Origin of the sequence: Nannocystis sp. (assembly GCF_016714285.1) — a bacterium.
GTDB lineage: Bacteria > Myxococcota_A > Polyangia > Nannocystales > Nannocystaceae > Nannocystis.
Window position 1 is genome coordinate 811,652 of sequence record NZ_JADJNN010000001.1, and the last position, 21,225, is coordinate 832,876.

Genomic DNA, 21,225 nt, shown 5'->3' on the forward strand with positions numbered 1-21,225 from the left:
ATGATACTGCGTTGCCTCGCGGTCTCGCAGCCCGCGCTGCAACCTGATCGCGACATCTCGTCGCGGCCGCTGCGCCCGCTAGCGCTTGAGGAGGCGAGCGAAGGGGTTGTGTCCGAAATCTCCGCCGCGCGACTGGGTCTCTCGCGCCCCATCCCGCGGCGCTCCCGCGGGCTCACGTCGGCCCGGCTCGATCCCCGGGCGGCGCCTCTCGGCCCCGGATCGCCCCTCCCCTCCCCGTCCGCTCGTCGGCCTCGTCGGCGCCGGCTCGCCGAGCTTCGCGCTCAGGCTGATCCGCTTGCGCGCCGGGTCCACCTCGAGCACCCGAACCCGCAGCTTGTCGCCGGCCTTCACCACGCTGTGCGGGTCCTTCACGAAGCGATCGCTGAGCTGCGAGATGTGGCACAGCCCGTCCTGGTGGACCCCGACGTCGATGAAGGCCCCGAAGGCCGTCACGTTGGTGACCACGCCCTCGAGCACGAGGCCCGGCTTCAGATCGCTGATCGCGGTGATGTCGGCGCGAAACTTCGGCGGATCGAAGCGCTCCCGCGGATCGCGTCCCGGCTTCTGCAGCTCGCCGAGGATGTCGCGCAGGGTCGGCTCGCCGACGCCGTCGCCGAGGTACTTTGCGACCACCACGCGGGCCGCCAGCGCCGCGCTGCCGACCAGCTCGGCCAGGCCGACCCCGAGGTCGGCCGCGATCCGCTCGACCAGCGGGTAGCGCTCCGGGTGCACCGCGCTGGCGTCGAGCGGCTGCTCGCCGCCGCGGATCCGCAGGAAGCCGGCCGCCTGCTCGAAGCCGCGGGGCCCGAGCCCGGCCACCGCCAGCAGCCCCGCGCGCGAGCGGAAGGCCCCGTGCGCCGTGCGGTGCTCGACGATGCTGCGCGCGACCGACGGGCGCAGGCCGGCCACCCGCGACAGCAGCGGCGCGCTCGCGGTGTTGAGGTCGACGCCGACGTGGTTGACGCAGCTCTCGACCACCTGGTCGAGCTTGCGCGCCAGCAGCGGCTGGTAGACGTCGTGCTGGTACTGCCCGACCCCGATCGCCTTGGGATCGATCTTCACCAGCTCGGCCAGCGGATCTTGCAAGCGTCGCCCGATCGAGATGGCGCCGCGCAGGGTCAGGTCGAGCTCCGGGAACTCCTCGCGCGCGACCTCCGAGGCCGAGTACACGCTGGCCCCGGCCTCGTTGACCGCGACGACCAGGATGTCCGAAAGGCCAGCCTCGCTCAGGACCTCGCGCACCAGCGCCTCGGCCTCGCGCCCGCCGGTCCCGTTGCCGACCGCGATCGCGGCCGGCCCGTGCTTGCGCACGAAGCCCAGCAGCTCCTGGCGCGCCCGCTGCTCGGCCGCCGCGCCCTGGCTCGGGTAGATCGTGATCGCCTCGTGGTAGGCCCCGGTCGCGTCGATCGCCACGCACTTGCACCCGCTGCGCAGCCCCGGGTCGACGCCGATCACCGGCTTGCCGCCGAGCGGCGCGGCCAGCAGCAGGGTCCGCAGGTTCTGGGCGAACACCTCGACCGCGTCGCGGTCGGCCTTCATCTTCAGCTCGATGCGCAGGTCGGTCTCGATGCCCGGCGCCAGCAGGCGCACGTAGCCGTCGCGCACCGCCGCCGCCAGCTCGCCGGCGAAGGGCGAGGCCGGGTCCAGGCCCACGCGGGCCTCGAGCCGCGGCGTCAGGGCCTCCGCCGGCAGCCCGATCTTCACCCGCAGCACGCCCTCCTGCTCGCCGCGGCGGACCGCGAGGAAGCGGTGCGACGGGATCGCCGCGAGCTTCTCCTCGAAGTCGTAATACAGCTCAAACTTGGTCGGCGTCGCCGTCTTGTCGGGCAGCACGCTGCTGTGCACCGTGCCCTCGGCGAGGCAGGCCTCGCGCACCAGCGAACGCAGCTCGGCGTCCTCGGCGACCCGCTCGGCGACGATGTCCCGCGCACCCGCCAGCGCCGCCTTCGTGTCCGCGACCTCGCGCGCCAGATCGACGAAGCCCGCGGCCTCGCGCTGCGGATCGCCGTCTCGCGGCTGGGCCAGGATCCGCTCCGCGAGCGGCGCCAGGCCGCGTTCGCGGGCGATCATCGCCCGCGTCCGCCGCTTCGGCTTGAACGGCAGGTACAGGTCCTCGAGCGCCGCCTTGCTCGCGCAGGCCAGCACGCGGGCCCGCAGCTCGTTTGTCAGCAGGCCCTGGTCGCCGATCGACGCGAGGATCGCGGCCCGCCGATCCTCGAGCTCGAGCACGTAGATCCGCCGCTCCTCGATCGCCCGGATCTGGACCTCGTCGAGGCCGCCCGTCAGCTCCTTGCGGTAGCGGGCGATGAACGGCACCGTCGCGCCCTCCGCGAGCAGGCGGACCACCGCCGCCACGCCGCGCTCCGGCAGCGAGAGCTCGCGCGCCAGCACCGGCACGGGATCGAAGGTCGGGGGGGTCGGCGCGGCGAGGGTCGTCATGATCGCGGGGGCGGCGAAGCTGACACAGCGCGCGGGCCCCTGTCACCCTCGATCCGCCCCCACGCAACGAGGGCGCGCCGCTATTCGTCGTGCGGCCCCGGGCCGTGGGCCTCGATGCGGATCTGGACCTCGCGCTTGCCGTCGGCCTCGCGGATCTCCACCTGCGCCTCGCCGCTCAGGCCCTGGGCCTCGAGCGCCTCTAGGATCTCCTGCCGGGTCGACTCGACGTCCGCGTGGTCGAGGTCGAGGTCGAGGAGGCCGTAGCCGAGACGGCCGCCGAGGGTGCCGTGCACCGTGCCGGCCAGCGGCGCCCGCTTGCACGCGCTCGCCGGCAGCTGCGGGGCCCGCTCGCGCAGCGCCGCGATCAGCCCCGCGTCGTCGACCTCCGCGCCCCACAGGTCGACGCGAAACGACTGCAGCGCCCCGCCGTCGTCGTGCACCCGCAGCGCCAGCCGCTCGGCCCCCAGCGCCGCCGCCAGCTCGCGGGCGATGCCGTCGACCTGGCCTTCGGGCCATGTCTCACGGGCCAGCTCGCAGGTCACGCTGGCGCCGAACTCCCGCTCGTAGTCGAGGGGCACCTGACAGGCCGCCGCGGTCGCCAGCGCCACACCCACGCCGGCGACCGCGATCCGGTGCGCCGCGAAGAAGCCGCGGACCCCTGCCGGGGCCAGCGACGGGGCCAACGACGGGGCCAACGACGGGGCCAACGACGGGGCCAACGACGGGGCCAACGACGGGGCCGGATACGTGTCGGCGTGCGCCGTCAGCAGCCGGCGCTCGAGCGCCGCGGTTGCCCCTTCCGACATGTCCTGTGGGACATGCACACCATCGCTGTACATCCGGCGCAAGCGAGCGCCCAGGCGATCAAACCACATACTCGGCGGCTCCCTTCTCCGCGCCGGCCTGCAGGCGGCCCCGCAGCTCGCGCAGCGTCCGTGACACCCGCTGCTTGACCGCGTCGGCGCGCAGCCCCAGCACCCCCGCGATCTCGGCGTGCGACAGCCCGTCGGCGTAGCGCAGCGCCAGCAGCTCGCGCGCCTCGGCCGGCAGCGCCGCGATATGATCGACCAGCAGGTCGCGCTGCTCGCGGGCCAGCAGCTCGCCGAGCAGGTCGCCCGCGCCGGGCAGCACCTCGGCGACCGCGTCGAGCGGCAGCGCCGTCCGTCGCGCCCGGACCTCGTCGATGATCGCGTTGCGTGCGATCCGCAGGACCCACGCGTGCACGCTGCCGCGATCGCGGCGGTACTCGCCGAGGTGCTTCACGAAGGCCATGAACACCCGCGCGACCAGGTCCTCCGCGTCGGCCCGGACCCGGACCCGCCGCCCGACGAAGCCGGCGACCACCGGGTGCAGCTCGCGGTACAGGGCCCGGAACGCGGCCGCATCCCCGGCGCAGGCGCGGCTCACCCGGCGGGCGTTGATCTCGTCGCGCAGGGGAGCCAGGAGCGACATCGCGTGCGAACCACTACGGCGCAGCGTCCCCGAGGTGACGCCCGCTGGCGAGAATTTTCTCGCTGGCCCCGACTGGCCCCGACTGGCCCCGACTGGCTACTGCGTCCGGCTCGCAACGTAGGCGATCGCGTCGCCGACGGTCCGCAGCTGCTCGGTCTGGGCGTCCGGGATCTCGAGGTCGAAGGCCTCCTCGATGGCGAGGCACAGCTCGACCAGCCCGAACGAGTCAGCCCCGAGATCAGCCATGAGGGAGGCGTCGTCACGGAGCTCCGAGAGCTTCACGTCGAGCTGCACCGCGACGATCCCCCGCACCCTCTCGGCGATCTCCTCGCGCATGCCAGGGCCATCGTAAACGAAGTTCCGGCCGCGAATTCGGCGCAGCCTCGCGCTCACTCGATGGCCAGCAACGCCCGCGCCCGCGCGCCCGAGTCGTCGATCGTCTGGACCGCGATCCGTCGCGGTCCGGCCTCGCTGTAAGCGTGACTTGCGAGCGGCTCGACCAGCCCGCGACGCGGACGCAGGTGGTGGGTCGCGGCCGCCAGCACCGGCGGCGTGAAGTCCCAGTCGACGCACCACGCCGCGACCCGCTCGCGCGGCCCGAGCAGGCGCAGCGCAACCTCGCAGCCCCGCTGCTCGAGCTCCAACTGCGGCGTGGCGACCCCGGGCAGCGTGGGCGCGAGCGCGCCGACCTCCTCGACGGTGAAGGCCCGCAGCACGATCGGCCCCGCGCCGCTGCTGCGGCTGCTCCGCGAGATCTGCCGACACTGCGTGCACTCGCGGTAGCTCGCACGCGCCGCGCCGCGGACCGGCTGACCCGCGAGCGCGAGCAGGCGCCGCCGCGCCAGCTCGATCGCCGCCGGGTTGCTGTCGATGCCGATGAAGCGCCGACCGAGCCGCGCCGCCGCCTCCGCGGTGGTGCCCGAGCCCAGGAAGGCGTCGAGCACCAGCCCGTCCGGCGGGCACGCGGCGGCGAGGATCCGCTCGAGCAGCGCGACCGGCTTCTGCGTCGGGTAGCCGAGCCGCTCGGCGGCCATCGGGTTCACCGGCGAGATGTCATCCCACAGGTTCTGCGCGCGCAGCCCGGGCGACTCATCGAGGTAGCACTTGCGGGTCGGCGTCCCGCTGCGCGTGTACACGATCCGTCCCTCGCGCTCGAGCTGCTCCATCGCCGCGATCCCGATCGCCCAGGTGCGCGAGGCCGCCGGCAGCTTGCCGCGCCACGGGTACACCAGCTGGCCGCCGTCGCCGTGGCGCGGCGCGTCGAGCGGGACCAGGCGATAGCGGCCGCGGGCGTCGCTGCGGCGCCAGTGGCTGGCGATGTACTCGGGCGCGTGCGGCACGTGCACGTCGGCCCAGTACGCCCGCGCCGACGCGCCGTAGAACAGGATCGCGTCGGTGATCACGCCGAAGCGGCTCGGATCGCTGTGGGCGTTGGCGCGGCGCCACACGATCTCGTTGCGGAAGTTGGCGTGGCCGAAGATCTCGTCGAGCAGCACCTTGGCGTAGTGCACCGCGTGCCAGTCGAGGTGCACGAACAGGTTGCCCGTCGCCGCCAACAGCGGGCGCAGGGCCAGCAGGCGCGCGCGCAGCATGTCGAGGTAGCCATCGAGCCCGCCGGGCCAGGTGTCGCGGTAGGCCAGCGCGCCGCCGGGGCTGGCCGCGCGGTCGCTGCCGGCCATGAAGGGCGGGTCGATGTACACGAGGTCGACCGCGCCGGTCATGCCCTCGGCGAGCAGCACCTGCAGCGCCGCGAGGTTGTCCGTCGCCGCGATCAGGCGCCCCGCGATCGGGCCCTCACCGACCCGCTCGCGCACCGTGCTCGCGTGGACCGTCGTCGCCGCGGTCGCCTCCTCGGCGTGCCAGACCAGGCGCGGCTGCCCGCGGGCGACCTGCACGGTGACGGGGCTCGGCTCGCGGCGCGCCATGATCAGTACTCAGTACTCAGTACTCAGGGCTCAGTGCCGCTGGCGATCGCGGGCGACCAGGATCGCCGTGGTGAGCGTCAGACAGACCGCCGCGTACGCGGCCAGGGTGCCCCACAGCTGCAGCACGTGCACCACCGAGGGGTCGTAGTCGACGGTCGGATAGATCGCGCAGCTGCGCGGGTTGCCCGGGATGACGCAGTTCGAGTAGTCGCGCGGCAGCGGCAGGCGGCTGAGCGCGCCGAGGGCCTCCATCGCGAAGCGGCTGCTGGTCAGGTACGAGACCCACGCCACGCTCGCGGGCAGCGGCATCAGGGCCAACGCGAACACGATCTGCGGCACCAGGGCGATCGGGATGATGCTCATCGCCCGGTCCGAGGTGTTGGCCGCGCTCGAGATGAGCAGGCCGAGGCCGAGCCCGGTGATCGAGGTCAGGAAGATCGTGCCGCCGAGCGCCGACAGGAAGCCGAGCGGCGCGAGGAACTCGCCGCGCAGGTGGTACACGGGCCCGGTGCCCGTGAACTCGACGACCTCCGCGCTGAAGTCGACCTTGATCGCCAGCACCAGCAGCAGCACCACGCTCTGCACGAAGCACAGCGCCGCCAGCACGAACACCTTGGAGGCCACGTAGGGCCCGACCTTGAGGCTGGCCAACCGCTCCCGGCGAAAGATCTCCTCCTCCTTGCTGATCTCTCGCGCCGAGTTGAGGATTCCGAACCACACCGCCACCAGCGCGAGCAGGAACAGCACCAGCCGCCCGTGCGACGACTCGAGGTTCTGCAGCGCGTCCTCCTTGGCGACCAGCAGCAGGATGCCGCCGATGATCGGCGCCTGCAGCAGCAAGATGACCAGGTTGCGCTGGTCGGACAGCAGCAGCCGGAGGTAGCGGCGCGTGAGGATGCCGAACTGCCGCAGCCCCGACACCGGCGCCACCGCGGGCCGCACGTCGCGCCCGCGGAGCTCGGCGCCGCCGAGCAGCCGCATCGCCGTCGCCGTCACCGAGGCCGCCGGCTCGCCGCCCTCGCGCGCGGCCTCGCCGTCGTCGCGCACCCGCGGCGGCGCCCGCTGCAGCCGGTCGTGCACGAAGCGGGCGTAGGTCTCCCCGCGGCGAAACTTCAGCGCCCACAGCTCGGCGAGGCTGACCGGCGCCCCCGGCGGCCGCTCGTGCGACAGCTCCTCGTACTCGCGCCGCAGCTCGCGCTCGACCAGCGCGCTGCCCGGGTCGGCCACGCCCTCGAGCTTGGTGTAGATGTCGGCGAAGTCGCCCGAGCTGACGTGGAACATCCGCAGGGCCATCCGCGGCGGGCCGAAGAACACCATGCGGCCCTCGGCCAGGAACAGCACGTGGTCGCACTGCTGGATGTTGGCGGTCGCGTGGGTGACGAGCACCACCGTGCGCCCGGCGTCGGCCAGACGTCGCAGCGTGTACATCATCTTCTTCTCGAGGCCCGGGTCGAGCCCGCTGGTCGGCTCGTCGAGGAAGAACAGGCTCGGGTCGGCGAGCAGCTCGGCCGCGATCGAGACCCGCTTGCGCTGCCCGCCCGAGAGCTGGTCGATGCGGGTCCGGCGGTGCGCCGTCATGTCGACGTCGTCGAGCACGCGCGCGACCCGTGCCTCGATCTCCGCCGCCTCGGTGTCGGCCGGCAGGCGCAGCTCCGCGGTGTAGCGCAGCGCCTCCTCGACGCGCAGGCGCCCGTGCAAGATGTCGTGCTGCGGCACGTAGCCGAGCACCCCGCGGTAGGCGTCGAAGTTGCCGTAGTAGTCGTCGCCGTTGACGTACACCGCGCCCGAGCTGGCCCGCGCGAAGCCCGAGAGCGCCTTCAGCAGCGTGCTCTTGCCCGAGCCCGAGCCGCCGACGATCGCCACGAACTCCCGCGGGCGGATGATCAGCGAGATGCCGCTGATGATCGTGCGCCCGCCGCCGACCGTCCGCACCAGGTCGCGCGCCTCGAGGGTCATCGCCCCGCGCTGATCGAAGGGCAGCAGCGAGCTGCCGTCGTAGGCCAGCTTGAACGGCCCGATCTGGATCAGCACCCCCGGCTGCAGCAGCCGCGGCGTCGTGATCCGCTGGCCGCCGACGAAGGTGCCGTTGGTGCTGCCGAGGTCGCGCAGGACGTGGCCGCCGCCCGGCAGGGTCCCGACCTCGGCGTGCGCCCGCGACACCAGCGGGCTGGCCAGCGTCACGTTGGTGCCCTCGCGGCCGATCGTGGTGACCCGCGGCTCGAGCGGGATCCTCGTGATCGGCGTGGCCGCCGGGACCATCGTCGACTGCGCGCTGCGCTGGTACAGCAGCGTCACGAAGCTGCCGGTCAGCGGGTCGCCGATGCGGATGACATCGTTATGCCGCAGCGTGTGGGTGCCGATGCGCTGGCCCCCGAACATGATCCCGCAGGCGCCGCCGAGATCGACGATCCGGTAGTCCGCGCCGACCGGCTCGACCCGGGCGTGGTGCGCCGCCAGGAAGCTGGCCGTCACCACGATGTCGTTGTCGACGGTGCGCCCGATCGTCAGCGGCCGGCGCTCGAGCGGCACCTGCACTGGCGCCGCGTCCCCGTCACGGACGATCAGCCGGGCGCCCTGGACGTTCATCGCCCAGGTGACGTCGCTCGCCTCGGGGCGCGAGGTAGGGTCGACCGAAAGCGGGATGCAAAACCTTCGCCCCGCCGCCGCGACCTGTCAAATGCTTCGCCTCCCGCGGCATCTCGCCTATCCTTCCCGCCATGAAGCGCAGGACCCCCACCCTCCTCTCGTTCGGCCTCCTCGGCCTCTCCGTACTGCTCGCCTGCGACGACTCCGGCGAGCAGCGAAAGGACGGGGCCCCGGCCAGCCCCGACGGCAAGACCGTACCGGACGCCAAGGCCCCGCCGGACGCCAAGGGCGCCCCGCAGGTCACCAAGTTCAAGAACCCGGCCGAGGCGATCGGCGCCTACAACAAGTGTTACAGCGACTGCTTCACGGCCCACACCAACGCGACCAACCGTGAGACCTGCAAGCTCGACTGCGACAGCCTGGCCGAGACCGGCATGGACTCCCTCAAGGACGAGGCCTCGAAGGTCACCTACCAGACCACCTGGAAGAACCTCCGTGGCTGCATCACCGGCTGCTGGGAGGACAAGAAGCTGAACGAGACCAACCGCTCGACCTGCCTCCTCACCTGCTCCGACGCCGCCGAGGTCTCCGCGGTCCCCGTGCCGCCGCCGCCGACGATGGTGCCCGTCCCCCAGCCCCCGGCTGGCACGCCCCCCGCCGCCGGCACGCCCCCGGGACCCCGCCCGCCACGCCGCCCGCCACGCCGCCCGCCACACCGCCCGCCACACCGCCCGCGACCCAAAAGAAGTGAGCGGTTCCTGCGCAGTGCGACAGCCGTCGCACGCGTCGTCTCGGGGCCCTCGGGGCCCCTCCTCCCCGCGGGACCCGCGGGACCCCCGCTCAGACCTCGCCGCGCTCAGAAGTCGAAGCCGAAGCTGACGCCCTGCATCCGTCCGCCGAGCAGCGGTCCGCCGCGGAAGTTCTGGGGCCGCAGGCGCGAGATGGCCTTGAGGCTCTTCTCCTGGCGGATGAACTCCTTCGCGTCGGTGCGATCCTGATAGATGATCACACCGAGCACAGCGCCGAGCAGCACGGCGCTGAGCAGCGCCACGTCGCCGCCGATGAAGCGCCGCCGCATGCTGTTGCCGTCGGCGACCACCTGGGACGCCAGGCTGGTGTATGCCACCTGGTCGAGCGGGTTGGTGCGGTCGAGGTTCGCGGCGTCGAGCTTCGCCACCGAGTCCTTGTACGGACCCCGCGCCGCCAGCCCGAGCGCGTAGAAGATGCCGCTCGCGACCAGCGCCCCGCCGGTCAGGCCGAGCGCGACCCAGCCGCGGGTCTGGAAGTAGCCGAACTTCGGCCCCAGCTTGCACGCCGGGCGCAGGTCCTTGGGGTCGTCCTTGTTGACCCGCGGCTTGCGCGGGCCGTTGCGACAGAACGCCTTGAAGTCCTTCTTGAGGTCGACGGTCACGCCGCTGGTGTCGATCGCGTCGCTCAGCCCCGCGTCGACCTGGTCCTGCGCCTTCTTGATCGCGTCGGCCTCGGCGCGCAGCTCCTCCGGCGTCTTCGACGGCTCGTCGAGCTCCGCGAGGATCTTCTGCTCCGCCTCGGTCGCCGGCGCCGGCGGGTTCTGGTAGCGCTTGAGGCTCGCGGCCAGCTCGCGCGGCAGGGCCAGCGGCAGGATCAGATCGTCGATCGATCCCGCGGCCGCCAGCTCACGGATCTTCTTCTTCTGGGTCACGTCGTAGACGACCAGGCTCCCGGCCTTGGTCGGGTCGCTCGACCAGTTGCCATAGATCAGGAAGTTGTAGGTCGTCCCGCCCTTGGCGCCCTTGATCAGCCAGTCGGCGACCTTGCCGATGCACTCATCGGCGGTGCCACGACACTTCACCTTGTCCGCCGCCGCCTGGGCGTCGAGCGCGACGCCCTTCACCGTGTAGCCGGCCGTCTCGAGGTCGGCCTGCACCTGCGCGCGCAAGCTGTTGGCCGCGTCCACGTCGCCGCCGAAGCGCATCAGACCGACCACGTTGCCAGCGGCCACCGGCGCGGCCGCAGGCGCGGCCGCAGGCGCAGGCGCCATGAGCATCGCGCCAGCGGGCGCCAGCTGCAGGGCGCCAGCGGGAGCCAACGGACGCAGCGACAGCAGCGAGCCGTCGGCCGCGAGCACCGGCAACGGCGAGAGGGCGATCGAGCCGCAGAGCACGCCGGCCAGGGCGCAACGGAGGGGCGACAACCGGGGGAGGACGCGGGGCGTGGCGGCAGACATGTGCGGACGGTGAACCTTCACAGGAGCGGCGAACACAAGGTGCTCGCGGCGGATGATAGCGGCCTCGTCCGGGCAGTGAAAGCCCGCCCGCGCGGATTTCGGATCGCGGTCCGACCCTGACAGCGCCGCGACAAATCCCCGGCGACACCCGCAGATCAGCCCTTCGAGGCCTTCCCCGGCCCCGGAGCGACCGATCGGACCCGCCTCGGACCCGCGACGAGGCCCAGACTCACCAGCGCGGCGATCACCCCGAGCCCGAGCAGCGCGCCATGAAACAGGTTGTGCCGCCCCGCCCAGGCCTCGCCCGCGGCCGCGACCACGAGGACCACCGCGAGGACGTGATCGACGATCCGCAGCCCGCGAAGCGGGCCGCGCCCGGCCGCCGCGAGCGCCAGCCCGGTCACCGCCGCCAGCCCCAGCGCCAGCGCCGGGGTCAGCAGCGCCGCCCCGCCGACCGTCTTACGTGACAGCACCAGCGCCGCCGCGGCGAGCAGCACGGCGAGCCCGATCCACCGCGCCGCCGCGCCCGCACGCCGCGGCGCAATCAGCCCGGCCACCACCGGCAACGCCGACCCGAGCAGCGCCCCGAGCAACCCGAGCAGCCCCGCGATCACGACGCTCGCCGCGATCACCTCCGCCGCCCCCAGATCGATCATCGACGCGATCGTCACCCCGAAGATCCCACCGCCATGCAGCGCCTCGGCCAGCCCGCCGACCAGCGCGTCACCAGCGATGCCATGCAGCGTCGGCCGCAGCCACACCGCCGCCGCCAACCCGGCCGCCACGCCCCAGCTCGCCAGACCCACCACCGCCGTCGGCCCCGCCGCCGCGCGCCGACCGAGGCTCGCCAGCAGCAGCAGCGCCAGCGCCGGGCTCCACTGCGACGGCCCCCACGGCGAGGCCCACGGGATCGCCGACGCCAGCGCCGGCACCTGTCCCGAAGGCCATGTCCCAACGAGCATGACCGCAAGGACAGCCAACCCGAGCGCCGCCAGCCCGGCGCCGACCCGCACCAGCCCGCGCCCGGCCACCGGCCACAGCAGCACCGGCGCCAGCAAGCCCAGCGCCACCCAGGCCCACGCCCGCTGCTCCCAGCGCAGCGCCAACGCCCCGCCCTGGGGCCCACCCTGCGGATCGTTGCGCGCGCCGAAGCCCGCGAGGCTCGGCCGCCCGACGCCACGCCCCTCCGTGTAACCAGTCCAGCGCCCCGTGACCCCGAGCCCGGCGCTCGCCTCGGAGCTGTACTTGTCCGGGCACATGCGATCCATGACGGTGTCGGCCGGACGTGGCCCCGGGCGGGTCAGGCTCCCCGGGCACACGAACTCGACCCGCGAGCGCCAGCCCGTCGTGCCCGACCACACCACCAGCCGCGGCTCGACGGCCCCGGCCGCGATCGGCTGATCGAGGCGCTCCTGCAGCGCCGGCAGCTCCACCGCCTCCACCCGAGCGCCCGCGAAGGCCTGGTACGCGCGCGCCGGCCCGTCCGCGAATTGCTGCTCGGCGATCGCCGCCAGGTCGCGCTGCAGCGCCTCCGCCAGCGCCTGCGGCCCGTAGCCGCGCGAGCCGTCGGGCTCGACGTAGTCGTTGATCGGCAGGTCGAAGGGCCCGTACCCGTCGATCACGATCGCCGTCGCCTGGAACGGATGGATGCCGAGGATCGGCCCGGTGTGGGCGAAGCCGCGGGCGCCCGGCGCCTGCGCCTCCATGCGACCCGCGGTGATCGCCGCCGCGATCGCCAGCCCGGCCACGAGTAGCGCGAGCAAGCCGGCCCGCGCCCCGCGTCCACACGCCAGCGGCGCCAGCACACCGAGCACGAGCAGCGCCGCGATCGCCGGCGGATACGCGACGCAAATCCCCGCGATCATCCGCGCCGCCGCCGCGACCACCACGAGCATCGGCAACAGCAGCAGCGGCGCGAGCACACCGCGCTGCCACGCCGCCACGCTCGCTCCGTCGCTCGCGCGCAGCCCCGTCGCGCGCCACCACCCGAGCCCCAGCGCCAGCACCAGCACCCCCGCGGCTGGCAGCACGCCCCACGCCAGCGGCAAGCTCGGCCCCGTCAACACCAGCAGGCCAGCCCCGGCCCCCAACCCGACGCTCCCCACACCAGCGAGCGAGCGCGGGGACGAGGACAGGTCGGGCGCGGGCACGGCCCACCTTCTATCAGAGGAAAATCGGTTAGTCTCTCGCCCGCATGGCAACGATCTCCGCGACCGGCCCGCTGCCGCTGCTGCCGCTGCTCCCGCTAAGGGGCGTCTCGATCCTCCCTGGCCTCACCGCGCCGGTCGACCTCAGCCGCCAGTCGTCGGCGATGCAGGCCGTGCGTCGCGCCGGCGATCGCCGCGGCCAGCCCGCAAAGGGCAGCCCCGGGACGATCAGCGGCGAGCCCACCCGCGGTCGCCTCGTCGTCGCCATCCTCCGCGAGAACACGGCCAGCCCCGACCTCGATCAGCTCTACCCCGTCGGCGTCGTCTGCGAGGTCGTCCAGGTCCTGCCCGGCACCCCTGGCCGCATGTCCGTGGTGTTGCGCGGCATCAGCCGCGTGCGCCTCCTCGATCTCCACAGTGAGCGCGACCACCTGCTCGTCCGCGTCGAGTCCGCGGTCGACACCATGCGCACCTCGACCCTCGCCTACGCCTACGCCGGCGCCCTCCAGGACCTGGTCAAGCAGCACGACACCCTGTTGCCCACGGCCGCGAAGACCAAGCAGCGCGCCCAGGGCCTCGCGGCGATCCTCGCCGAGCGCAGCCCCGGCATGATCGCCGACCTCAGCGCCGCCCACCTCGATCTCTCCGACGACGACAAGCTCCCCATCCTCCTCGAGACCGAGGTCAGCGATCGCCTGCGCAAGGTCATCGAGCTCGCCTCGCACCGCACCAACGTATTGCAGGTCAAGCGCGACCTCGACCGATACGTGCGCGAGCACCTGTCCAAGCACGAGCACGACGCGGTGCTGCGCCACAAGCTGCGCGCCATCCAGTCCGAGCTCGGCGAGAGCGAGGGCGAGTCCGACGAGCGCGGCCTCCACGAGCTCGAGCAGCGCCTCGCCGCCCAGGCGCTCCCCAGCGAGGCCCGCGCCGCCGCCGACCGCGAGCTCGGCCGCCTGCGTCGCATGCACCCGCAGAGCGGCGAGGCGGCGATCGCCCGCACCTACCTCGAGTGGATCGTCGACCTCCCCTGGGGCCCCGACGCCGCCTCGCCCGACATCCTCGACATCCCACGCGCGCGCGACCTGTTGGAGGCCCACCACTACGGCCTGGAGAAGGTCAAGAAGCGCGTGCTCGAGTACCTCAGCGTGCGCAAGCTGGCCCCGCACAAGCGCGGCCCGATCCTCTGCCTCGTCGGCCCGCCCGGCGTCGGCAAGACCTCCATCGGCCGCAGCATCGCCGAGGCGATCGGCCGCAAGTACGTCCGCATCTCGCTGGGCGGCGTGCGCGACGAGGCCGAGATCCGCGGCCACCGGCGCACGTACATCGGCGCCCTGCCTGGTCGCTTCATCCAGGCCATGAAGCGCGCCGGCACCACCAACCCCGTCATCGTCCTCGACGAGGTCGACAAGCTCACCGGCGCCAGCCTGCGCGGCGACCCGGCCGCGGCCCTGCTCGAGGCCCTCGACCCCGAGCAGAACGCCGCCTTCCGCGACCACTACCTCGACCTCGACTACGACCTCTCCAACGTCATCTTCCTGTGCACCGCCAACGAGCTCGGCGCCATCCCGGACGTCCTGCGCGACCGCCTCGAGGTCATCCCACTCAGCGGCTACACCGTCGACGAGAAGCTGGCGATCGCCCGCGAGCACCTGCTCCCGCGCCAGCGCGGCGAGAACGGCCTAACCCCCGATCAGGTCGAGATCCCCGACGAGGTCCTGCTCGCGCTGGCCACCCAATACACGCGCGAGTCGGGCGTCCGCAACCTCGAGCGCGAGCTCGCGGCGCTGCTCCGCGACGTCGCCATGCACCTCGTCGAGGGCAAGCCCACCGCCCGCCGCATCGACGTCGACAACCTCCTGCGCATCCTCGGCCCGCCCCGCTTCTACGACGAGCTCGCCAGCAAGCAGCCCACCCCTGGCGTCGTCACCGGCCTCGGCTGGACCCCCGTCGGCGGCACCCTCCTGTTCGTCGAGTGCACCCTCGGCCCCGGCACCGGCCAGACCCGCCTCACCGGCAAGCTCGGCGAGGTCATGAAGGAGTCGGCCCACGCCGCCCTCAGCCTGGTGCGCAGCCGCGGCGGCGAGTTCGGCGTCGACCCGATCGCCGTCAGCAAGCAGCTCAAGGACCACGACCTCCACCTCCACTTCCCCGCCGGCGCCGTCCCGAAGGACGGCCCCAGCGCCGGCGTCGCCGTCACCACCGCCCTCGTCTCCCTGTTCACCGGCCGACCCGCGCGCGCCGACATCGCTATGACCGGCGAGATCACGCTGCGCGGCCAGATCCTCCCCGTCGGCGGCATCCGCGAGAAGGTCCTCGCGGCCCACCGCGCCGGCATCCGCGAGGTCATCCTCCCCGACCGCAACCGCAAGGACGAGCCCGAGATCCCGATCGCCGCCAGAGCTGACATGCGCCTGCACTTCGTCCGCCACATCCGCGAGGTGCTCCCGCTCGTCCTGCTCCCCGCGCCCGAGGAGCTCGCCGCCGCCGAGTGAGGTCCGGATCCGATCGCCGCGAAGACCGCCTCAGCGCCCCGCGCTGCGCACCCGCAGCTTGCCGACCCCGGTCGACGCCGCGATCGTCGCGCTCGCCCCGGCATCACACGCGACCTCCAGCGTGGCCGCGATCGCCGGATCGACGTCGCAGCGGTAGCGCCCCGCCGGCACCCGCAGCGACACATCACCCGCCGCCGCGTTGGCCACCAAACGCTGGGGCGCCGCCGCGAAGCCGAGGTCGATCGCCCCGCCCTCCGTATGCACCTCGACGACGGACCCACGCAGCCCCGACCCTGTCACCTTGCCGAGCGCCACCGCGATGTCCAGCGGCCCGGCGACGTCCTGCAGCTCCACATCTCCGTCCCCGAGCTGCACCGTCACCGCCACGCCGGGCGGCACCCGCAGCTCGTGATCCACGCGGCAACCCGGCGCCCCGCCGCAGCGGGCCTCGACGCGCAGGGTGTCGCCGCGGACCTCGTCGTAGAGCCGCCGGCTCTGCGGGAACGCCCGCGCGCTGCGAGTCACCACCACCCGGCTCCCCGCCGGCCCCCCGAGCAGCGTCAGCGAGCCCGCGTCCACCACGATCTCGATCCGCTGCACCGTCGGCGGCACGTCGAGGATCTGCCCGCGCAGCGGGGCGCAGGCCGCCACGAGCACCCAACAGCAGCACAGCGCCCGGCGCGACAGAGCAGGCATGTCCTTGCTTACGCCGACTCGCCCGTGCCAGCAAGTCGCCGCCTCGCCCGTGCCAGCAGATCGCCGGCACCTCACACCAGCTATCCTCGCCGCGTGACCCTCCCCTCCGAGGATCGCGAGCGCCTCCTGCTCGCCCTCCGCCGCGTCGACCCTGCCGGCTTTCGCGGCCAGCTGCGGGCCGTGCTCGCGGCTCACGGCGAGCTCGTCGGCGCCGCCCTGGCGCTGCGGGTCCGCGAGGCCAGCCTGCGCGCCTGGCTGCGCGACGACCCGAGCATCGCCGCCGGCCTCACGCTCGCCTGATCGCTCACGGGCACATCGTCGCGGCGCGGGCGCTGGTCAAGTGAGCGCGCATCGAGGGTCACGCTCGCCTGATCGCTCACAGGCACATCGTCGCGGCCAGCGGCTCGCAGACGTCGAACCACGTGTCCGGATCGGCGCACTCGGGCGTGAAGTCGGCGAGGCAGTTGGCGAAGAACTCCTCGCCGCGCAGCTCACAGCCGCGGCGCCTCGTACTTCGTCAGCAGCTCGTCGGCCCCGATGCTCGCGCGCTGGCGCCGGGTCATCCCGTGCCGTCGCCGCGGGGCAGCAGCGCGTCGAGGGTGCAGCCCTTGGCGCACTCGCGGATGCGCAGCCCCACGCTGGTGCGCAGCCGCAATTGCTCGAGCACACACTTCCCCGCCGCATCGGCCGCGCACGCCCCGGGGCAGTCCGGCAAGGTCCACACCCCGCAGGGCTCCATGGCGTCGTGACACGCGAACAGTCCCTCCTCCGGCGGGCTCGTGCCCCCGCTCGAACCGGGCTCCGTCGTCACGTCCTGGTCCGGAGCGGACCCCCCGTCGCTCCCGGTCGGCGAGGTCGCGCCGCTCGTGCTCGTGCCGCCGTCCGGCTCGCCCGTGCTGCTGCCCGCCGGGACCCCGGGCAACTCGGTGAAGCACGCCGGCGCCGCGAGGGCCAGCACGACGAGGACAGTCAGCGCGCGCATGGAGGGCCCCGACGATAACGCCAGCCGCCCCCGCGGTCGACGGTCACTCACGCGCCCTGCTTGCCCTTCCCCTTCTTGAACGGGTTGACCGGCTCGAGCGACACCCCGTCGCCCTTGCCCGCCGGCTTGCCCGTCCGCTTCTTCTTGCGCCGGAGCACGCGCTCGACGCTCTGATCGCTGTTCGGCGTGATCACCAGCGCCTCCTCCTCATAGCCCTCCGCGACCAGCAGCAGCTCGCGGGGCTGCTGCGAGCGCGGCAGCGACAGCCCGGCCGCCTCGCCGGTGCGGCCGATCGGCTGGCCATCGCGGCGATCGATGACCCGCGCCTCCGGGGTCACGCTGAAGCGGATCGTCACCGTCGCCGGCAGCACCGGCGTCGGCACGGGTTCGGGCGCCGGCGCGGGTGCAGGAACCGGCGCGACCACGGCCGTCGTCGCTGGCACCTCCTCGCCGCCCCACAGGCTCGCTACCACCGCGACCACGATCACCAGCGCCACCCCGCCGCCCGCCAGCCACCACACCGGGATCCGCGGCGCACGCGTGTCCGCGAAGGCCATGTGTCGCCCGGCGAAGTTCGGCGCCTCGATCGCCTCCGCCACCACCTCCACCGCCGCGGCCCCCGTGCCCACCGCCGCGATCGCCCCGGCCATCTCGTCCATCGTCTGGAAGCGCAGCGTCGGGTCCTTCTGCAGCGCCTTGAGCACCACCGCCTCGGCCTCGCTCGGGATCCCGGCGTCCGGCGCCACGCTCCGCGGCGACGGCGGGGCGCTGAACATGTGCTGCTTCAGGAAGCCCATCGGCGAGTCCGCCACGAAGGGCGGCCGCCCGGCGAGCATCTCGAACAGCACCACCCCGAGCGCGTACACGTCGCTGCGCGCGTCGACCTCGAGCCCGTCCGCCTGCTCCGGCGACATATAGGCCGGCGTCCCGAACACCATCCCCAGCTCGGTGAGCGCCCGCCCGCCGACCGACTTGCTGCGCACCTTGGCGATGCCGAAGTCCAGCACCTTCACGAAGTCGCTGTCGCCGCCCCGCGCGATGAGGAAGCAGTTCTCCGGCTTCAGGTCGCGATGCACGACCCCGGCCGCGTGCGCGACCCCCAGCGCCCCGCAGATCTGCAGCCCGATCCGCTGCGCCCGCGGCCACGCGATCCTCCGCTCGCGCCCGAGCCGGCTGCACAGGTCCTCGCCGACCAGCAGCTCCATCACCATGTACGGCCCCTCCGCGATCTGACCGAAGTCGACGACCTCGATCACGTGCTCGTGCCGGATCTTCGACACCGCCCGGGCCTCGCGCAGGAACCGGTCCGCCGCGTCCGGCTGCTGCAGCTGCGCGCTGTGCATCACCTTGATCGCGAACTGCTTGCCGATGGTCACCTGCTCCGCGAGGTACACCACCGCCATCCCGCCGACCCCGAGCTTGCGCAGCAGCCGGTAGCGGCCCGACAGCACGCGCCCCGACAGATCCTCGGGCTCGGGCGGCGTGTACTCGCCCGTCTCCTCGTCGCCACCGAAGCGGCCGGTGCTGGCGTCGTCCTCCGATGGCTGCGGGTCCATGCGCGCTCGCGGCAGTGTAACGCAGCCTCGCCGACGCTGTGATAGTCTCGCCGACGATGGCCCTGCGAAGCGCCGTGGCGCCCCTCCTCATCGTGATCCTGGCCTGGCCGGTCCCGTCCGCGCGGGCCACCACCGCCGTCGCGCCGCCGGTCACCCGCGAGGCCGACCCCCTCGAGGTCGGCACGCCTCCCGTCAGCACCCCGCCTCGCGGCACGGTTGGCACGACCGTCGGCGCCCCCGTGGCCGACCCCGACCCCAACGACGCCGAGGCCCTCTACAACGCCGGCGAGCAGGCCTACTGGCTCGGCGACTTTCGCCGCGCCACCCAGCTCTTCGAGGCCGCCTACGCCCGCTCCGGCCTGCCCGCCCTCCTCTACAACGTCGGCCTCGCGACCATGCGCCGCTACGAGCTCACCCAGGACCCCGAGGACCTCCGACGCGCCCGCGCCGTGCTCACCAACTACGCCCAGGAGCTCGCCAAGGACCCGACCCTGCAGCAGGCCGACAACGTCCCCCGCCTCATCGCTCAGCTCGACGCCACCCTCGCTAGCCTCGCCGCCCCGAAGCCCGCCGCCCCGAAGCCCGCCGCGAAGCCCAGCGAGCCCCCCCCGGTCGACCCGCAGGACCGCTGCGAGCCCACGCCGGTGATCGATCGCAGTGGGGCGACTCGCCGCGCCGGCGCCTCGATCATGACCTTCGGCGGCCTCGCCCTCGCCGGCGGCGTCGCCACCACCGTCGCCTTCGCCCTCAAGGGCCAGAGCTTCCAGCAGCAGCAGGACAAGCTGCTCGCCGACGCCGCCGCCCGCGACTGCAGCGGCGCCGCCTCGCAGAGCGCCGCATGCATCGCCCTCGCCGACAGCGTCGCCATCACCGTGCGCAATGGTCAACGCGCCAACCTGCTCGCGGGCGGCCTCGGCGGCGGCCTCATGGCCCTCGGCGTCGCCGGCCTCGTCGTCGGCGCCGTCGTGTTCTCCCGCGCCCCGCGGCAGCGCGGCAAGCTCGCGATCTCGCCGGCCCTCACCCCGCAAGCCGCCGGCCTGATCCTCAGCGGCCGCTTCTGAAGCTCGCACGCCTGCAGCTACACCTGCCCCAGCTGCGCCGGGCGGCAGCGGCCACCCGCACCTTGCCCGCCCGATGCGCGCCGCCCTGCTGCTCCCCGTGCTCGCCGCCTGCGAGCTCTTCACCGAGGTCCCGCGCAGCTACAGCAGCGCCGGCAACGCGGAGCTGCTGTTTAGCGACGACTTCTCGGCCGGCGCTCTCGGCCCCGCCTGGCACGCCACCGGCCCCGGCGCCGCCGTGCTCGACGGCGCCCTCGTCGTCGAGAACCTCCACAACCACCCGCTGTGGCTCACGCTCCCGCTGCCGGAGAACCTGCGCGTCGAGTTCGACGCCGTCGCCCACAGCGACGAGGGCGACATCAAGGTCGAGCTCGCCGGCGACGGCAAGTCCTACGCCCGCGCCGCCAGCTACAAGGCCACCGGCTACGTGATGATCTTCGGCGGCTGGAACAACAGCAGCAACGCCCTGGTCCGCCGCGACGAGCACGGCCCCGACAAGCGCAGCGCCAGCGCCCCCAAGGTCGAGGCCGGCCGCCGCTACCACGTCGTCCTCACCCGCAAGGACGGCCTGCTCACCTGGGAGCTCGACGGCCAGGAGCTGCTCCGCTACGACGACCCCGACCCGCTGGTCGGCCCCGGCCAGCAGCACTTCGCCTTCGGCGGCTGGGAGGCGCGCGTCAGCTTCGACAACCTCGTCATCGCCGCGCTGCCCGGGGACCCGTGAGGCTGCTGGCCCTGAGCGACCTGCACGTCGGCTTCGCCGTCAACCGCGAGGCCCTGGCCAGCATCGCCCCGCGCCCGGACGACTGGCTCATCCTCGGCGGCGACCTCGGCGAGACCGGCGACCACCTCCGCCACGTCTTCGCCGTCCTCGGCCCGCGCTTCCGCCAGCTCGTGTGGGTCCCCGGCAACCACGAGCTGTGGACCTCGCGCGAGCGCGGCGAGCTGCAGAGCGGCGAGGCCAAGTACAACCACCTCGTCGCGGTCTGCCGCGAGCACGGCGTGCTCACCCCCGAGGACCCCTACCCCGTGTGGCCCGGCGAGGGCGGCCCGCACCTCATCGCCCCGCTGTTCCTGCTCTACGACTACAGCATGCGCCCCGCCGACATCACCGAGGCCGAGGCCGTGCGCTGGGCCGCCGAGGCCGGCGTCGTCGCCTCCGACGAGTTTCGCCTCGAGCCCGCCCCGCACGCCTCACTCCCGGCCTGGTGCGCCGCTCGCCTCGCCAGCACGGCCGCCCGCCTCGCCGCCGCGCCCGATCTGCCGACGATCCTCATCAACCACTGGCCCCTGCGCGAGGACCTGATCTACCTCCCGAACATCCCGCGCTACTCGCTGTGGTGCGGGACCCGGGCCACCCACGACTGGCACCTCCGCTACCGCGCGCGCGTCGTCGTCAGCGGTCATCTTCACACCCGCCGCACCGACTGGATCGACGGCGTGCGCTTCGAGGAGGTCTCGCTCGGATACCCCCGCCACTGGCGTCAGGACCTCGGCATCGACCTCCACCTGCGCACGATCCTCCCCGAGCCCGCGCCCGGCGAGCCCTCGCTCCCGCGCCACGTCGGCGCGCGCACGGACTGAGCCCGTCGGGAACCGCGAGGCCTCGCTCCCGCGCCACGTCGGCGCGCGCCCGCACTGAGCCCGAGCCCGGCGCCGATGTAGGGCCGGCGCCCGCGTTGC

At 73.5% G+C, this 21,225-nt stretch carries 16 protein-coding genes; 5 read left to right on the forward strand and 11 right to left on the reverse strand.

Features of this window, described 5'->3' with window-relative positions; genetic code table 11:
• Positions 1 to 78: 78 nt before the first annotated feature.
• The 8 genes from IPJ59_RS03290 to IPJ59_RS03325 all read right to left on the reverse strand — a co-directional run bounded on the left by IPJ59_RS03290 (position 79) and on the right by IPJ59_RS03325 (position 12,758).
• Positions 79 to 2,439: a Tex family protein gene (locus IPJ59_RS03290; protein WP_293269704.1), complete on the reverse strand. Its 2,361-nt coding sequence runs from the start codon at positions 2,437 to 2,439 to the stop codon at positions 79 to 81.
• Between the two features lie 80 nt (positions 2,440 to 2,519).
• Positions 2,520 to 3,245 (reverse strand): hypothetical protein, encoded by a 726-nt coding sequence (locus IPJ59_RS03295; RefSeq protein ID WP_293269705.1) that lies wholly within the window; start codon positions 3,243 to 3,245, stop codon positions 2,520 to 2,522.
• A gap of 58 nt (positions 3,246 to 3,303) precedes the next feature.
• Positions 3,304 to 3,891 (reverse strand): RNA polymerase sigma factor, encoded by a 588-nt coding sequence (locus IPJ59_RS03300; RefSeq protein WP_293269706.1) that lies wholly within the window; start codon positions 3,889 to 3,891, stop codon positions 3,304 to 3,306.
• A 96-nt stretch (positions 3,892 to 3,987) separates the two neighbouring features.
• On the reverse strand, positions 3,988 to 4,227 hold the full coding sequence (gene acpP, locus IPJ59_RS03305) for an acyl carrier protein (protein ID WP_293254887.1): 240 nt from the start codon (positions 4,225 to 4,227) through the stop codon (positions 3,988 to 3,990).
• A gap of 53 nt (positions 4,228 to 4,280) precedes the next feature.
• Positions 4,281 to 5,816 (reverse strand): site-specific DNA-methyltransferase, encoded by a 1,536-nt coding sequence (locus IPJ59_RS03310; protein ID WP_293269707.1) that lies wholly within the window; start codon positions 5,814 to 5,816, stop codon positions 4,281 to 4,283.
• Between the two features lie 30 nt (positions 5,817 to 5,846).
• Complete coding sequence (locus tag IPJ59_RS03315) at positions 5,847 to 8,402, reverse strand: ATP-binding cassette domain-containing protein (protein WP_293269708.1); 2,556 nt, start codon at positions 8,400 to 8,402, stop codon at positions 5,847 to 5,849.
• A gap of 856 nt (positions 8,403 to 9,258) precedes the next feature.
• Positions 9,259 to 10,575, reverse strand: a complete 1,317-nt coding sequence (locus tag IPJ59_RS03320) for a hypothetical protein (protein WP_293254899.1) — start codon at positions 10,573 to 10,575, stop codon at positions 9,259 to 9,261.
• Positions 10,576 to 10,763: 188 nt separating this feature from the next.
• Positions 10,764 to 12,758, reverse strand: coding sequence for a hypothetical protein (locus IPJ59_RS03325; RefSeq protein ID WP_293269710.1), 1,995 nt, complete (start codon positions 12,756 to 12,758; stop codon positions 10,764 to 10,766).
• Positions 12,759 to 12,802: 44 nt separating this feature from the next.
• On the opposite strand from IPJ59_RS03325, the gene lon reads away from it, so the two are divergent.
• Positions 12,803 to 15,250 (forward strand): endopeptidase La, encoded by a 2,448-nt coding sequence (gene lon, locus IPJ59_RS03330; protein WP_293269711.1) that lies wholly within the window; start codon positions 12,803 to 12,805, stop codon positions 15,248 to 15,250.
• Positions 15,251 to 15,280: 30 nt separating this feature from the next.
• Here lon and IPJ59_RS03335 read toward each other — a convergent pair whose 3' ends face one another.
• The gene (locus IPJ59_RS03335; RefSeq protein ID WP_293269712.1) at positions 15,281 to 15,946 is read right to left on the reverse strand and encodes a DUF4097 family beta strand repeat-containing protein; all 666 of its coding nucleotides are present in this window, start codon (positions 15,944 to 15,946) and stop codon (positions 15,281 to 15,283) included.
• Positions 15,947 to 16,039: 93 nt separating this feature from the next.
• Between IPJ59_RS03335 and IPJ59_RS03340 the strand changes: the two genes are divergently transcribed.
• Positions 16,040 to 16,246, forward strand: a complete 207-nt coding sequence (locus IPJ59_RS03340; RefSeq protein ID WP_293269713.1) for a hypothetical protein — start codon at positions 16,040 to 16,042, stop codon at positions 16,244 to 16,246.
• A 259-nt stretch (positions 16,247 to 16,505) separates the two neighbouring features.
• Here the strand turns inward: IPJ59_RS03340 and IPJ59_RS03345 are convergent, their stop codons facing one another.
• Both IPJ59_RS03345 and IPJ59_RS03350 read right to left on the reverse strand, forming a co-directional pair.
• Complete coding sequence (locus IPJ59_RS03345; RefSeq protein ID WP_293269714.1) at positions 16,506 to 16,928, reverse strand: hypothetical protein; 423 nt, start codon at positions 16,926 to 16,928, stop codon at positions 16,506 to 16,508.
• Between the two features lie 47 nt (positions 16,929 to 16,975).
• The gene (locus tag IPJ59_RS03350; RefSeq protein ID WP_293269715.1) at positions 16,976 to 18,484 is read right to left on the reverse strand and encodes a serine/threonine-protein kinase; all 1,509 of its coding nucleotides are present in this window, start codon (positions 18,482 to 18,484) and stop codon (positions 16,976 to 16,978) included.
• A 56-nt stretch (positions 18,485 to 18,540) separates the two neighbouring features.
• Between IPJ59_RS03350 and IPJ59_RS03355 the strand changes: the two genes are divergently transcribed.
• From IPJ59_RS03355 to IPJ59_RS03365, 3 genes are all read left to right on the forward strand, one after another.
• Positions 18,541 to 19,545, forward strand: coding sequence for a hypothetical protein (locus IPJ59_RS03355; protein WP_293269716.1), 1,005 nt, complete (start codon positions 18,541 to 18,543; stop codon positions 19,543 to 19,545).
• Positions 19,546 to 19,618: 73 nt separating this feature from the next.
• Entirely contained in the window at positions 19,619 to 20,266 is a 648-nt protein-coding gene (locus tag IPJ59_RS03360; protein WP_293254923.1) for a hypothetical protein, read from the forward strand.
• Positions 20,263 to 21,126, forward strand: coding sequence for a metallophosphoesterase family protein (locus IPJ59_RS03365; RefSeq protein WP_293269718.1), 864 nt, complete (start codon positions 20,263 to 20,265; stop codon positions 21,124 to 21,126). Before IPJ59_RS03360 ends, IPJ59_RS03365 begins: the two co-directional genes overlap by 4 nt.
• Positions 21,127 to 21,225: the final 99 nt, after the last annotated feature.

What these genes read in the sequence shown, in the direction of transcription:
- IPJ59_RS03290 (WP_293269704.1), bottom strand. Translation starts at nt 2,439, where the DNA reads ATGACGACCCTCGCCGCGCCGACCCCCCCGACCTTCGATCCCGTGCCG.
- IPJ59_RS03295 (WP_293269705.1), bottom strand. Translation starts at nt 3,245, where the DNA reads ATGTCGGAAGGGGCAACCGCGGCGCTCGAGCGCCGGCTGCTGACGGCG.
- IPJ59_RS03300 (WP_293269706.1), bottom strand. Translation starts at nt 3,891, where the DNA reads ATGTCGCTCCTGGCTCCCCTGCGCGACGAGATCAACGCCCGCCGGGTG.
- acpP (WP_293254887.1), bottom strand. Translation starts at nt 4,227, where the DNA reads ATGCGCGAGGAGATCGCCGAGAGGGTGCGGGGGATCGTCGCGGTGCAG.
- IPJ59_RS03310 (WP_293269707.1), bottom strand. Translation starts at nt 5,816, where the DNA reads ATGGCGCGCCGCGAGCCGAGCCCCGTCACCGTGCAGGTCGCCCGCGGG.
- IPJ59_RS03315 (WP_293269708.1), bottom strand. Translation starts at nt 8,402, where the DNA reads ATGAACGTCCAGGGCGCCCGGCTGATCGTCCGTGACGGGGACGCGGCG.
- lon (WP_293269711.1), top strand. Translation starts at nt 12,803, where the DNA reads ATGGCAACGATCTCCGCGACCGGCCCGCTGCCGCTGCTGCCGCTGCTC.
- IPJ59_RS03335 (WP_293269712.1), bottom strand. Translation starts at nt 15,946, where the DNA reads ATGCCTGCTCTGTCGCGCCGGGCGCTGTGCTGCTGTTGGGTGCTCGTG.
- IPJ59_RS03345 (WP_293269714.1), bottom strand. Translation starts at nt 16,928, where the DNA reads ATGCGCGCGCTGACTGTCCTCGTCGTGCTGGCCCTCGCGGCGCCGGCG.
- IPJ59_RS03350 (WP_293269715.1), bottom strand. Translation starts at nt 18,484, where the DNA reads ATGGACCCGCAGCCATCGGAGGACGACGCCAGCACCGGCCGCTTCGGT.
- IPJ59_RS03355 (WP_293269716.1), top strand. Translation starts at nt 18,541, where the DNA reads ATGGCCCTGCGAAGCGCCGTGGCGCCCCTCCTCATCGTGATCCTGGCC.
- IPJ59_RS03360 (WP_293254923.1), top strand. Translation starts at nt 19,619, where the DNA reads ATGCGCGCCGCCCTGCTGCTCCCCGTGCTCGCCGCCTGCGAGCTCTTC.